The 13,114-nt window shown below is 70.8% G+C and carries 8 protein-coding genes and 2 pseudogenes; 5 read left to right on the top strand and 5 right to left on the bottom strand.

Annotation, left to right across the window (positions count from 1 at the left end; translation table 11 throughout):
- Positions 1–54: 54 nt before the first annotated feature.
- Complete coding sequence (locus ACZ68P_RS13395; protein ID WP_471005647.1) at positions 55–531, bottom strand: MarR family winged helix-turn-helix transcriptional regulator; 477 nt, start codon at positions 529–531, stop codon at positions 55–57.
- Positions 532–625: 94 nt separating this feature from the next.
- Here ACZ68P_RS13395 and ACZ68P_RS13400 point away from each other — a divergent pair, with 94 nt between their 5' ends.
- Entirely contained in the window at positions 626–2,518 is a 1,893-nt protein-coding gene (locus tag ACZ68P_RS13400; protein ID WP_471005649.1) for an ABC transporter ATP-binding protein, read from the top strand.
- Between the two features lie 286 nt (positions 2,519–2,804).
- Positions 2,805–3,668, top strand: coding sequence for an endolytic transglycosylase MltG (gene mltG / locus ACZ68P_RS13405; RefSeq protein ID WP_471005650.1), 864 nt, complete (start codon positions 2,805–2,807; stop codon positions 3,666–3,668).
- 133 nt (positions 3,669–3,801) lie between these two features.
- On the opposite strand, the gene ACZ68P_RS13410 is transcribed toward mltG, so the two are convergent.
- The gene (locus ACZ68P_RS13410) at positions 3,802–4,869 is read right to left on the bottom strand and encodes an NAD(P)-binding domain-containing protein (RefSeq protein WP_471006349.1); all 1,068 of its coding nucleotides are present in this window, start codon (positions 4,867–4,869) and stop codon (positions 3,802–3,804) included.
- Positions 4,870–5,129: 260 nt separating this feature from the next.
- Here ACZ68P_RS13410 and ACZ68P_RS13415 point away from each other — a divergent pair, with 260 nt between their 5' ends.
- Positions 5,130–5,552 carry a YjbQ family protein gene (locus tag ACZ68P_RS13415; protein WP_471005651.1) on the top strand — a complete coding sequence of 141 codons (423 nt, stop codon included), beginning with the start codon at positions 5,130–5,132 and terminating at the stop codon, positions 5,550–5,552.
- Positions 5,553–5,725: 173 nt separating this feature from the next.
- Here ACZ68P_RS13415 and ACZ68P_RS13420 read toward each other — a convergent pair whose 3' ends face one another.
- The 3 genes from ACZ68P_RS13420 to ACZ68P_RS13430 form a co-directional block, all read right to left on the bottom strand.
- Entirely contained in the window at positions 5,726–6,970 is a 1,245-nt protein-coding gene (locus ACZ68P_RS13420) for an outer membrane protein assembly factor BamB family protein (RefSeq protein ID WP_471005652.1), read from the bottom strand.
- Positions 6,971–7,337: 367 nt separating this feature from the next.
- Positions 7,338–9,353, bottom strand: coding sequence for a GmrSD restriction endonuclease domain-containing protein (locus tag ACZ68P_RS13425; RefSeq protein WP_471005653.1), 2,016 nt, complete (start codon positions 9,351–9,353; stop codon positions 7,338–7,340).
- A 175-nt stretch (positions 9,354–9,528) separates the two neighbouring features.
- Positions 9,529–10,767: a metallophosphoesterase gene (locus ACZ68P_RS13430; RefSeq protein ID WP_471006351.1), complete on the bottom strand. Its 1,239-nt coding sequence runs from the start codon at positions 10,765–10,767 to the stop codon at positions 9,529–9,531.
- Positions 10,768–11,133: 366 nt separating this feature from the next.
- On the opposite strand from ACZ68P_RS13430, the pseudogene ACZ68P_RS13435 reads away from it, so the two are divergent.
- Together ACZ68P_RS13435 and ACZ68P_RS13440 are read left to right on the top strand one after the other, a co-directional pair.
- Positions 11,134–11,499: pseudogene (locus tag ACZ68P_RS13435) on the top strand (acyl-CoA dehydrogenase family protein); the annotation flags it as partial.
- Between the two features lie 132 nt (positions 11,500–11,631).
- Positions 11,632–13,095: pseudogene (locus ACZ68P_RS13440) on the top strand (acyl-CoA dehydrogenase family protein); the annotation flags it as partial.
- Positions 13,096–13,114: the final 19 nt, after the last annotated feature.

The raw sequence follows: 13,114 nt of genomic DNA on the forward strand, positions 1-13,114 counted from the left end.
CCCCTCGGCGGGACGCCCGGTGCTGCCCCCGCCCCGGGCCGCGGCCGGTCGCGGTCAGCAGCGGCGCTCCGGCACGTGGTCGACCAGGGCGGACAGCAGACCTCCGAGCACCTCGCGCTGATCGACGGTCAATGGGGCCAGGATGTCCTCTGCGGCGGCCCGACGCGCGCTGCGCAACGCCCGTAGCGTCGCGCGTCCCGCGTCCGTGAGTTCGATACGGACCACCCGGCGGTTGGTCGGATCGGCGACGCGGCGGACCCGGCCGTTCGCCTCCAGGCCGTCGACCAGACTGGTCACGGCGCGGGGCACGACCTCCAGGCGCTCGGCGAGATCGGCCATCCGCGGCGGGTGGTCGTCATGCGCGACGCTCCGCAGCAGGCGAGACTGCGCGGGAGTGATACCGACCGGCTCCAGGTGCAGCTTCTGGACGCGGTGCAGACGGCGGGTGAGGCGCAGCAGCTGCTCGGCGAGGAGCCCGTCGGCGTCCGGCGTGCGCACGCCCGGCGTGCTCGTGGCGTCGGGTGTGTTCATGGCGGGAACAATATCAGGACCTTGTTCATTGTGAGTATAGGTAACAATGAGCTACGCTCTGAAGGCCAGTGCCGTCACCCCCTCGTAGGAGCCCATGCACCCCGACGAACCGTCCTCCTGGACACCTCCCGCGCGCGATCCCGCGAAGCCGAAGGAGCCCGCTCAGGTGCGGCGCATCCTGCGGCTCTTCCGGCCCTACCGCGGCCGTCTGGCCGTCGTCGGCCTCCTCGTCTGCGCCTCTTCGCTGGTGTCGGTGGCCTCGCCGTTCATGCTCCGGGAGATCCTCGACACCGCCATCCCGCAGGGCCGCACGGGACTGCTCAGCCTGCTCGCCCTCGGCATGATCGTCACCGCCGTGATGAACAGCGTCTTCGGCGTGCTCCAGACCCTGATCTCCACCACCGTCGGCCAGCGCGTCATGCACGACCTGCGCACGGCTGTGTTCGGCCGGCTGCAGCGGATGCCGCTCGCCTTCTTCACGCGCACCCGCACCGGCGAGATCCAGTCCCGCATCGCCAACGACATCGGCGGCATGCAGGCGACGGTCACCTCGACCGCCACCTCCCTGGTCTCCAACCTCACCGCGGTCATCGCCACCATCGTCGCCATGCTCGCCCTCGACTGGCGGCTGACCGTCGTCTCGCTGCTCCTGCTGCCGGTCTTCGTCTGGATCAGCCGCCGCGTCGGGCGGGAGCGCAAGAAGATCACCACCCAGCGCCAGAAGCAGATGGCCTCCATGGCGGCGACCGTCACCGAGTCGCTCTCCGTCAGCGGGATCCTGCTCGGCCGGACCATGGGCCGCGCCGACTCGCTCACCGCGTCCTTCGCCCGGGAGTCCGAGCGCCTCGTCGGCCTCGAAGTGCGCTCCTCCATGGCCGGACGCTGGCGCATGTCCACCATCGGCATCGTGATGGCCGCCATGCCGGCGCTGATCTACTGGTCCGCCGGCCTGGCCCTCCAGTCGGGTGGCCCCGCCATCTCGCTGGGCACGCTGGTCGCCTTCGTCTCGCTCCAGCAGGGCCTCTTCCGGCCGACCGTGAGCCTGCTCTCCACCGGCGTGCAGATGCAGACCTCCCTCGCCCTCTTCCAGCGGATCTTCGAGTATCTCGACCTGCCCGTCGACATCACCGAGTCCCCGGACCCCGTCCGGCTGGAGAAGGTCGCCGGCGAGGTGACCTTCGAGAAGGTCGAGTTCCGGTACGAGCGTGACGCGCCGGGCCGCCCCACCCTCGCCGCCGTCGACGTGACCGTCCCGGCCGGCGGCAGCCTCGCTGTGGTCGGGCCCACCGGCTCCGGCAAGTCCACGCTCAGCTATCTCGTCCCCCGGCTGTACGACGTGACCGGCGGCCGGGTCCTGATCGACGGCGTCGACGTGCGCGACCTGTCCTTCGACACCCTCGCCCGGGCCGTCGGCGTCGTCTCCCAGGAGACCTACCTCTTCCACGCCTCCGTCGCCGACAACCTGCGCTTCGCCAAGCCGGACGCCACTGACGAGGAGATCGAGGCGGCCGCCCGGGCCGCGCAGATCCACGACCACATCGCCGCCCTGCCGGACGGCTACGACACCCTCGTCGGCGAGCGCGGATACCGCTTCTCCGGCGGTGAGAAGCAGCGCCTGGCGATCGCCCGCACCATCCTGCGCGACCCGCCCGTGCTCATCCTCGACGAGGCGACGAGCGCGCTGGACACCCGGACCGAACACGCCGTCCAGCAGGCCATCGACGCGCTCTCCGCCGGACGCACCACCCTCACCATCGCCCACCGGCTCTCCACCGTCCGCGACGCGGACCAGATCGTCGTCCTCGACGACGGCCGGATCGCCGAGCGCGGCACCCACGACGAACTGGTGGCGATGGACGGCCGGTACGCCGCCCTGGTGCGCAGGGACGCCGACGCGAAACCCGCCGTCTCCGCCCCGGACTCCGCCGCCCCGGGGCCGGACGGCGAACACGCGAACGCGGGATCGGGTGTTCCCCAGAACGTGTGATCGTCCCGGCTTTCGTTGCCGCGTACCCCTGTGACGCGTGAGGATGACGGTGCGCGGTCAACGGGCTGCAGACCGTGACCGCGCAGTCCCACACCTGTACACGCACGAGGAGAAGCACCCCGATGAACGTGATCACCAACCTGCTCGCCGGTGTCGTCCACTTCCTGGGCTGGCTCGTCTGACGATCGCAGTGACACGGCGCCGCCGGTACCCCGTCCCAGGGACCGGCGGCGCCGCCGCGTGTACGCTCCCCGGTTTCGCGGGGGAGCCGGGTTAGCGTGCGGCCATGACGCACCGGCACTGGCAGCCCGACCGCCGCCGCCGCGCCCGGCTGACCCGGCGCGGCCGCATCGTCCTGCTCCTCGGCGCCGCCCTCGTCGTCGCCACGGCGGTCACCGTCCCCCTGCTCCTCTCGCGGGACGAGCTGCCCCCGGCTCCGGTCGAGAAGGAGCGGACCCTGCTGATCCCCGAGGGCTGGCGGGCGACGCAGGTCTACCGCGCCGTCGACACCTCCCTCGGCCTCGCCGCGGGCACCACCGGCCGGATCGCCGACGCCCCCGCCACCGGCCTGAGACTGCCCGCCGCCGCCGGGGGCAACCCGGAGGGCTATCTGTTCCCCGCGACGTACCCCGTGACGTCCTCGACGACCCCGCAGGGACTGCTGCGCTACATGGTCGCCACGGCGGGCACGAGGTTCGGCACCGAGGACATCACCGCCGGGGCGCAGCGCAACGGCGTCAGCGTGCACCAGACCGTGATCATCGCGAGCATCGTGCAGGCGGAGGCCGACACCCCTGATGACATGGGGAAGGTCGCCCGCGTCGTCTACAACCGCCTCGCGCGCGGCATGTCGCTCCAGATGGACTCGACCCTCAACTACGCCCTCGGACGCTCCACCGTGGACACCACACACGCCGACACCAAGATCGACAGCCCGTACAACACCTACGAGCGCCAGGGCCTGCCGCCCACACCTATCGGCAACCCGGGCGAGCAGGCGATGAGCGCGGCGATCGCGCCGGCCGAGGGGGAGTGGCTCTACTTCGTGACGGTGAGGCCCGGGGACACGCGGTTCACGAGCGACTACGCCGCACACGAGGCGAACGTGGCGGAGTTCAACGCGAACCGGCGGACGGCAACGACGGGCTGAGACGACGCGTTGGGGGCTGCGCGCGGCGACGGCGGGCTGTCGGTCGAGGCGACGTGGTGCTTCGGCGGGCGGCGGCAGCGGGTTCAGGCGCCGGATGCGGCGCCGGGCGCACGCCCCGGGGCGGGACGGCGGATCAGGGCCCGGCCAGGGCCACCCGCTCCCGGTCCAGCAGCCGGCGGATCTCCGCCACGGCGGCGCGGCCGGCCCGGTTGGCACCGATGGTCGAGGCCGAGGGCCCGTACCCCACCAGATGCACGCGCTCGTCCCGCACCGCACGCGTCCCCTCCACCTGGATGCCGCCACCCGGCTCGCGCAGCCGCAGGGGCGCGAGGTGGTCGATCGCGGCGCGGAACCCGGTCGCCCAGAGGATGACGTCCGCGTCGACGGTCCGGCCGTCGTCCCAGGCCACCCCGGTCGGCGTGACGCGGTCGAACATGGGCACGCGGTCCAGGACGCCCCGCTCCCGCGCGCTCCTGATCGCGTCGTTCAACGGGAGCCCGGTGACCGAGACGACGCTCTGCGGCGGAAGGCCCCCGCGGACCCGCTCCTCCACCAGCGCCACGGCCGCGCGCCCCTCCATCTCGCCGAAGGGGCCCTCGCGGAAGACCGGCTCGCGCCGGGTCACCCAGGTGGTCTCCGCCGCGACCTCGGCGATCTCCATCAGATGCTGCGTCCCCGAGGCGCCGCCCCCGACCACGACGACCCGTTGTCCCGCGAACGCCTCGGGGCCCGGGTAGCCGGCGGTGTGCAGCTGACGGCCGCGGAAGGTCTCCTGGCCCGGATAGCGGGGCCAGAAGGGCCGGTCCCAGGTGCCGGTGGCGTTGATCAGGGCGCGGGCGGCGTACGCCCCCTCCGAGGTCTCGACGAGCAGGCGGCCCCCTTCACCGTCCCGGACGGCGTGGACCTCGACGGGCCGGTGGACCCGCAGGGCGAAGCGCTCCTCGTACGAGGCGAAGTACGCGCCGATCACCTCGGAGGACGGCCGCCGGCCGTCGGCGCCGGTCAGCTCCATCCCGGGAAGCGCGTGCATGCCGTGGACCTTGCCGTAGGTGAGCGAGGGCCAGCGGAACTGCCAGGCGCCGCCGGGCTTCGGAGCGTGGTCGAGCACGACGAAGTCCCGGTCCGGCTCCATGCCGGCCCGCCGCAGGTGGTACGCGGCCGAAAGCCCGGCCTGCCCGGCGCCGACGACCACCACGTCCATGTCTCGCACACCGAAGTCGTTCACGATTCCACCAACCACGGGGCGCCCCGGGATCTTCCCTCCGGACGAAGCGGAGCCTCCGGACCACCGGACCACCGAACCACCGGACCTCCGGACCTCCGGAGCCTCCGCGCCGGCGTGCCGAGCGGGACGTCGGGCCCGGTCGGCCGGGGTGCCCGTCGCGTGGGCGGGGAGTGGTCGCCCTGGGGCCGTGCGCGTGGGGAGTTTGAGAGGACTGCTCCGTCCGCCACCATGGAGTCATGAGTCACGGATTCGAGACCCGCACCCTGGACGTCACCACCGGGGCGTCAGAGACCGTCTACGACCTGACCCGGGACTGCGCCTCCTTCCTGGCAGAGGTCGCGCAGGGCCGGGACGGACTGCTGAACGTCTTCACGCCCCACGCGACCACGGGCGTGGCACTGATCGAGACCGGAGCGGGCAGTGACGACGACCTGCTGACGGCCCTGCACCACCTGCTCCCGGCCGATGAGCGGTGGCAGCACCGCCACGGGAGCCGGGGGCACGGCCGCGACCACGTGATGCCGGCCATCGTCCCCCCGCATGCGACGCTTCCCGTGATCGGCGGCGAACTGGCGCTCGGCACCTGGCAGTCGGTCTGTCTGGTGGACACGAACAAGGACAATCCGGAACGGCAGGTGCGGCTGAGTTTCCTGGGCTGACCGGGCCGGTCAGGGTCGCCCGGACGTAAGGTGGCCGTGGAAAAGTGCCTGCTCGGAGTCTGCCGACCGCATCGCCGAGGCACCGCTCCGAAGGTCCGTGCAGGACGTCCAGGATCGGCCGGCGCAGGCCCAAGGCCCGCGCCGGTTCCGAGTGGGAACGGTCTGCGCGGGCGTCAGACGGGCAGCGCGTGCAGTTTCTTGCCGTGCAGGGCGAACACGCGCTTCCCGTCCGTGGCCACCAGCCACGCGTGATAGTCACCGGTCTTGTCGTTGAACGTCCATCGCACGGCACCGGTCTTCGCGTCGATGGCTATCACGCCACCCCGCTCGTCCAGGTCCGTGGCCGCGTACAGGACATCGCCCGCCTTCACGTATTGCCGCGGCACCGTGAGATTCGCGTCGGCGAGCGCCGTCGACTGCCAGATCTCCCTGCCCGTACGGGGGTCGAGGGCACGCATCGTGCGGTCGCTGTCGGCGATGTAGAGCACGTCGTCCAGGACGGCCGGCTCCTTGAAGGCGACGTAGCTCTCGGCGGTCTCCATCGACCACTTCGCCGAGCCGTCGGCCAGGCCGAATGCCAGAAGCTTCGGACCCTGCGGAACGATCACCAGATCCTTGTACACGGCGAAGAAGCCGTAGTTGGTCTTGGCGGTCTTCTGCGTCCACACCTGCTTGCCGGTGGCGGTGTCGCGCACCGTCAGGTTCTTCTTGAAGTCCGTGTACACGAGGTGGCGACCCTCGGCATGGGCGTGGATACCGTTCTGCTCGGTGCCGAAGTCGCGTTGTTCCTTCCACGCCACTCTGCCCGTACTGCTGTTCAGCGCTGCGATCACGTTGGTCTTGGACGAGCCGTCGGCCTCCTGGATCTCGGCGATGACGTACACCTGGTCGTCGTCCACCGCGATCGGTCTCGGCTGCCGGTACTCCTTGCCCAGGTGGCTGCGCCAGGTCTGCTTGCCCGAGGCCGGGTCGTAGCCGGCGACGGTGCCGTCGTATCCAGCGCTGGCCAGGTACAGCGTGCCGCTGCCGAGCAGCATCGGTGCCCCGGGGGTCGCGCCGTCCTCCAGCGACCACTGCTCCTTGCCCGACGCCGCGTCCAGTGCGAGCAGGGGAGCGCCGCTGGCGATCACCACACCGCCCGCGGCCACGAGCTCGTCGTTGTCGCCGTAGGTCTGGGCCGATGTCGTCTTCGTCCACAGCGGCTCAGGAGCCTGGCCGTCCTTACCGGCGCCACCCCCGGCCGGCTTGTCTCCGCCGACCGGCTCGGACCCCCCGGATCCGCCGGCATCGGAGCCGTCCTCGCGACAACCGGCCACACCCGCGGTCAGCACGGCCAGTGTGAGACCACCGCCGGCCAGCCGTAGAGCACGCCGCCGGGAGAACCTGTCACCCGGCATGCCGTCTCGTCGCATGGTCATGTCGCCGTACCCCCGTGGAGTCGTCAGAGCGGAAAGGTGCATGGTCGCGCCACACGGACGTGCGACCTCGACGTCAGGAACGCTATCCGTCACTGCACGACACAGGGGACGGCCAAGTCCCCACCGCGACAGCTTCGTGAACCAATCGGGACACCACACGGGAACTGCGGCCTCAGTCGTCGTCAGCGGGATCGGCCCGCGCATGGCAGAGGTCGAAGTACGGTGGGGGTTGTCCTTGCGGAGGTCGGCGGACACCAACGTCGACAAGGGGGGAGCGGCGCGTGCGGTTGAGTTTCCCTGGATAGACCGCCGACATGTCTGACAGAGACGGGCGGCAGACAACGTGCGCAGCCGTGGCTGCCGTCCGTCACCGGATGCTTTGCAGGAGCGCCCCCGTGGCCGTGACGGTCCAGAACGACCACCCGTTGCGGTTCGGGTTGACGTGCGGGTTGAGAGACCGCACCACGGCTACCGCCGCCCCGCTGGGGGACTCGTACACGCCGCGTCCGGGGCCGGAGGGGATCGTCACGGTGCGGGACGGCGGATCGTAGTAGGCGGTGGTGCGCCGACCTTCGTAGACGGCGTGCAACTCGACGCCCTGCTCCGTGCGCAACGCCTGCACGTCTGCCGTGACCAGTGCGGGGGCGGAGGGATCTTCCGCGATCACGGTCTCATCGGCGGGCATCTCGTCGGAGTCCTGACGGATGGTCCCCCCGGCGTAGGCGGGCAGACCCAAGAGTTCGTTGAGGACGTTGGCCAGCAGGCTCCTGCGCGCAGCCAGGAAGTCGGGAAACCGGTCCAGGGACCGCAGCTCCGGGGCGCTGGGAATCCACTGTTCGGCCAGGCGCTCCGGCGCGACGCCCGCCATGTAGTCGGCGGGCAGCCTGGAGGAGATCATCTTGTTGGTCTGACCGGTGACGAAGGCCAGGTTGGCAAGGCTGTTCCACTCCTCTTTCGCGTAGATCCCCTGGACCCGGGCGCGAGGGAATACGTGGTGGAACTCGATCCTGGAACCGCTGTTCATCGGCTGATCGTTGATGGCGATGTTGGTCGCCCAGTCACGCGCCCTGTCCCGCAGCGCCGCAATGTAGAGCAGTTTGAAGAAGGCGTGCGTGGAGTACTTCTGCTCCAGGTCCCTCGGGTGAAGGGCGCTGTCCAGGGAGCGAGGGCCGGAGGCCCGACGGATGAGCTCGGCGAACAGGTCCTCCCCGGCCCGGGACCTGATCAGCCGGGCTTCCGCGTCGAGCTTGCCCTCGACCTGGAGTGAGTAATGGCTGAAGGCCATAGCCGTGTAAACCCAGCGACGCAGCAGCTGCGCCTCACCCGGACGCAGCTTGCCGCTCCGATGGTGGAGTAGCAGCGCAGGCACGATCGCGACATTCGGCGAGGAGAGGATCTCGGACCGGGGGATCGAGCACTCGCCTTTCAGGAAGTCGATGGCGAAGCGAAGGGCCCTCTCGGTGGCGTGCCACGCCTCCTTCAGCGCAGTCTCGTCCACCTCCGCTCCGATGAGCTTGATGTGATGGGCGCCGGTGCCCGCGAGGAGGCTCATGAGGCGCAGGACGGCTTCCCTGTTCAGGTCGAAGTCGCTGTCCCGCAGTTCCTGGTGAAAGGCATCCATGGTGTCCAGGCCGGCGGACCAGCGGGCCGCGATGGCGCTGTACACGAGATCACCTTTGGACAGCCGTCGGCCGCCCTTGTTCAGCCGGGCGAAGAGCTCGGCGACCTCCTCGTAGTCGTCGGACTCATAGGTGATGACGGCGATCTGGTGATACCGGATGTTGTTCACCTTCTGCAGCCGCTGCATCCAGCTGCCGAAGTCGGGGTCGTCGGCTGACACCCCGGCCTTGGTGAGGACCGGATAGAACTGCACGTTCTCCTGCAGGAGCGTCGACACCGGGATCAGGAGCGGATCCTTGCGTTGCACGGCGCTCGGGGTCACGAATTCCTCGGTACGCACGTCGAAGCGCAGGTCTATGTGCCGACCGTCGGCCTTCGACTGCGGGCGGTAGACCCAGGCGAGGGAGGTCAGCCGCTGCTGTCCGTCCAGCAGATAGAGGGGATGGGCCGCCGTTTTGTCGGTCTGGACGACAGCGGCCGTTTTAAACGGGACGTTCAGGCTGGTCTTCCACAACAGCAGGGCACCCACCGGATAGCCACGGTAGAGGGAATCGAAGAGATCACGTACGTCAGGCCGCATCCAGACGAAGTCGCGCTGGATGGAGGGAATGACGACCGTGCCCCGCAGCAGGTTCTCGACCTGGGAAATGATCTTTTCGTTCGCCAGTCCCATGCCGCCCCCAGCACTCAGGTGATCCGTCACACCCACGGTAGCCGCCATCCGGGTATGTCCGGCCGGTTTCGGATCTTTGCGCCACTCCAAGCAACGCATGGCCGACCGGTCTCGATGTCCCGCAGGCGCTGGGGGAAGGCCGTTCTGTCATGTCGTCGTTGGATGGCAGCAAGTCGAACCCCTACGACGTGCCTGTCCGGTCTGAAGCGGGGCTGCGCGGCGGGCGTGGCCGTCCTCGTCCCGCTGCCGCACAGCACCCTCCCGGTCACTGCTCCTCGGACGAGGTGGACCGCTGTGGGGAGCGGAGCACGAGCAGGGTGATCTCGCTGGGGGCGAAGACGCGGAAGGGCGGGCCCCAGAAGCCGGTGCCGCGACTGGTGTAGAGGAGGGTGCGGGTGCCGTGGCGGCTGAGGCCGGCGAGGGCCGGCTGGTCGAGGCGGACCAAGTAGTGGAAGGGCCAGATCTGGCCGCCGTGGGTGTGGCCCGACAGCTGGAGATCGATGCCGTGGGCGGCCGCACGGTCGACGAACGTGGGCTGGTGGGCGAGGAGGAGGACGGGGAGGTCGGGGTCGGCGCCGTTCAGGGCTCCGGCGAGGTGGGCGCGGTGGCCCGCCAGCCCGGAGGACTCGGCGGTGACGTCGTCGACACCGGCGACCACGAGGGTGTCACCGCCGCGTTCGAGCAGGAGGTGGCGGTTGCGCAGCGGTTCCCAGCCCAGCTCGTCCATCAGGTCGACCCAGCCCTGGGCCTCGCTGTAGTACTCGTGGTTGCCGGTGACGTAGACGCGGGCCCGGGTCGCCCGCACGGTGCCCAGGGGGGCCGCCTGGGCGCGACGGCGTTCGGCCGTGCCGTCCGCGATGTCGCCGGTGTGGCAGACCAGGTCCGCCTCCAGGGTGTTCACCTTCTCGCAGACCCGGGACGACCAGCGGGCGCGGTCGAGCGGGCCGTAGTGGGTGTCGGTGATCAGGACGACGCGGGTGCCGTCGAGGCCGGCTCCCAGACGCGGGAGTTCCACGTCGAGCCGGCGCACGCGTGGCACGCGTCGGGCCTCGGCGTACCCCCAGGCGAGCAGCGCGGCGGCCACGCCGAGGGCGGCCCAGGTGACGAGGCGCGCCCGGTCCTGTCCATCACTGACGCCGGCGGCGACCAGGGCGAGCCGCAGCAGGACGCCGAGCAGCACGGACCAGGTGAACACGACCCAGATGCCGCCCAGCAGTGCGTCACCGATGATCGCCGCCCGGTCCTGCTGACGCCGGCCGTGCCCGCGCGCCATCGCGAGCGGCATAGCGATCAGGCCGACGGCGAACAGCGTGGTGCCGGCCAGGGTGACGGGGAGCGGCCAGTGCTGGCCGGTGTGCAGGAGCACCCAGCACGGCACGGCCCACAGCAGGACGGGGGCGATCAGGGGGAGGTAGCGCATCACGCGCCGCAGTCGGCTCCGTGGCGCCTCTTGTGCCCCTTGCGTTTCGTCGGCGGCGGATCGGGTGCTGCTGGTCTCTGTCACGCTTGCCCTCCTGTGGCTCTGTCCGGCGGATCGTGCGCGGAGCGCGGAGCCGGCGGGTGGCGAAGCCGGAGCGTCGTCGTAGCAGCCATCCGTCGGCGGCCCCGACATGATCCGCCGCCATGCCGTGGTTCCGCTCCGGCCACGACGCCCGGAGCTCGCCTGCGGAGCCCATTGTCCGCCGTCGCGGAAGGGATCGTCCTCCGGGCTCCGGCGAGCGTTCCGGGAGGACCACCGGATCGCCCCGGAGCGGACAACCGGAGATGGGCACCCGTACCGACCGGATCCGCCGCACCCGCCGGGCGACCCGTGTGGCGGTACCGCTCCGCCGCCCTGGTTGATCGTTCCGGCGCGGGGTAGCGACAGGGCATGGCCTCCGACAACGCATCCCCTGCCACCAGCGGCTACGTCCGGCCCGAGATCGACGTCCGCGCGCTGACCGCGCTGCTCGACGGCGAGTACGCCGAGGTCCGCGACCTTGTCCGCGCCAACCTGACGGCGCACGCCTCCGTGCTCGAGGATGCCGACGAGCTCGGTGTCGACGCGTTCCGGGAGCGGGTGCGCGAGATCGTGGTCGAGATGGCCGCGACGGGACAGACCGGCATGGGGTTCCCGCGCGCGTACGGCGGGGGCGGTGACATCGGAGCCTCGATCGCCGCGTTCGAGACGCTGGCCTTCGGCGACCTGTCGGTGCTGGTGAAGGTCGGCGTCCAGTTCGGACTCTTCGGCGGCGCGATCCTGCACCTGGGCACCGAGCGCCACCACGACGCCTATCTGCCGGACCTGGTCACCGGGCGGCTGATGGGATGCTTCGCGATGACCGAGACCGGCCACGGCTCGAACGTGCAGGCGCTCGGCACCGTCGCGAGGTACGACGCCGCGAGCCAGGAGTTCGTCATCACCACCCAGGGCGACCAGGCGCGCAAGGACTACATCGGAAACGCGGCCCGCCACGCCGAACTGGCCGTCGTCTTCGCCCAGCTCGACGTGGGCGGCACCTCCGAGGGGGTGCACGCCTTCGTCGTGCCCATCCGGGCCGGAGGCGAGCCGGCGCCCGGCGTCCGGATCGAGGACGACGGCCGCAAGATGGGCCTCAACGGCGTCGACAACGGCCGTCTGTGGTTCGACGGAGTGCGCGTGCCGCGCGAGGCGCTGCTCAACCGGTTCGCCGACGTCACTCCCGAAGGCGTCTACACGAGCCCGATCGAGAACCCCAACCGGCGCTTCTTCACCATGCTCGGCACGCTGGTGCAGGGCCGGGTCAGCGTCGGAGGCGCCGGGGTCAACGTCGCCAAGGTCGCCCTGACGATCGCCACCAAGTACGCCGTACGGCGCCGCCAGTTCGAAGCGACCGCCGACGGGGAGGAGCAACTGCTCCTCGACTACGGCCTGCACCAGCGCCGGCTGCTGCCGCTCATCGCGCGCACCTACGCCCTGCACTTCGCGCAGGACGTCGTGCGCACACAGCTGCACGACGTCTTCTCCGGCGCCGAGGACGATCCGCACGCGCGGCGCCGGCTGGAGTCACGGGCCGCCGGCACGAAGGCGCTCGGTACCTGGCACGCCACCCGCGTCGTCCAGGAGTGCCGCGAGGCGTGCGGCGGCGCCGGCTATCTCGCCGTCAACCGGTTCGCCGCCCTCAAGAGCGACAGCGACGTCTTCACCACGTTCGAGGGTGACAACCACGTCCTCCTGCAGCTCGTGGCCAAGGGCCTGCTCACCGACCACGCCAGCGAGTTCGAGGACCTGGACCAGCTCGGCATGGTCCGCTACGTCACCGGCCTCGCCCTCGAGACGATCATCGAGAAGACCTCCGCCCACAAGCTGCTGGAGCGGGTACGCGACCTGCTGCCCGGCGGCGACGCGTGGGACCGCGAAGCCGGCCTGCTCGACTCGGAGTACCAGCTCGCCATGGTCCGCTACCGCGAGGAGCACATGCTCGCCGGCGTGGCCCGACGCCTCAAGCGCGGCATCGACCAGAAGCGCGACCCGGGAGCCGTCTTCTCCCAGGTGCAGGACCACGTCATCGCGCTCGCCCACGCGCACGTCGAGCGGCTGGTGCTGGAGGCGTTCGTCGACAAGGTGCGCGCGCAGCCCGAGGGGGACGACAAGGTCGCGCTGGGGCTGCTGTGCGACCTGTTCGCCCTCTCGACGATCGAGGCGGACCGGGCCTGGTTCATGGAGCACGGCCGGCTGACCGTCCAGCGTTCCAAGGCGATCAGCCGCGAGGTGAACGACCTCTGCCGCAAGATCCGGCCTCTCGCGGTCGACCTCGTCGACGCGTGGGGCATCCCGCCCGAGATGCTGCGTGCCCCGGATCTGGTGGGCTGATCCGGGGCACGGCAGGGCG

The sequence above is a fragment of the Streptomyces sp. NPDC036822 genome (assembly GCF_055609145.1).

Bases quoted from the DNA above. Each gene is read 5' to 3' on its own strand.
- ACZ68P_RS13410 (WP_471006349.1), bottom strand. From the start codon at position 4,869: ATGGACGTGGTGGTCGTCGGCGCCGGGCAGGCCGGGCTTTCGGCCGCG.
- ACZ68P_RS13400 (WP_471005649.1), top strand. From the start codon at position 626: ATGCACCCCGACGAACCGTCCTCCTGGACACCTCCCGCGCGCGATCCC.
- ACZ68P_RS13415 (WP_471005651.1), top strand. From the start codon at position 5,130: ATGAGTCACGGATTCGAGACCCGCACCCTGGACGTCACCACCGGGGCG.
- ACZ68P_RS13395 (WP_471005647.1), bottom strand. From the start codon at position 531: ATGAACACACCCGACGCCACGAGCACGCCGGGCGTGCGCACGCCGGAC.
- ACZ68P_RS13420 (WP_471005652.1), bottom strand. From the start codon at position 6,970: ATGACCATGCGACGAGACGGCATGCCGGGTGACAGGTTCTCCCGGCGG.
- mltG (WP_471005650.1), top strand. From the start codon at position 2,805: ATGACGCACCGGCACTGGCAGCCCGACCGCCGCCGCCGCGCCCGGCTG.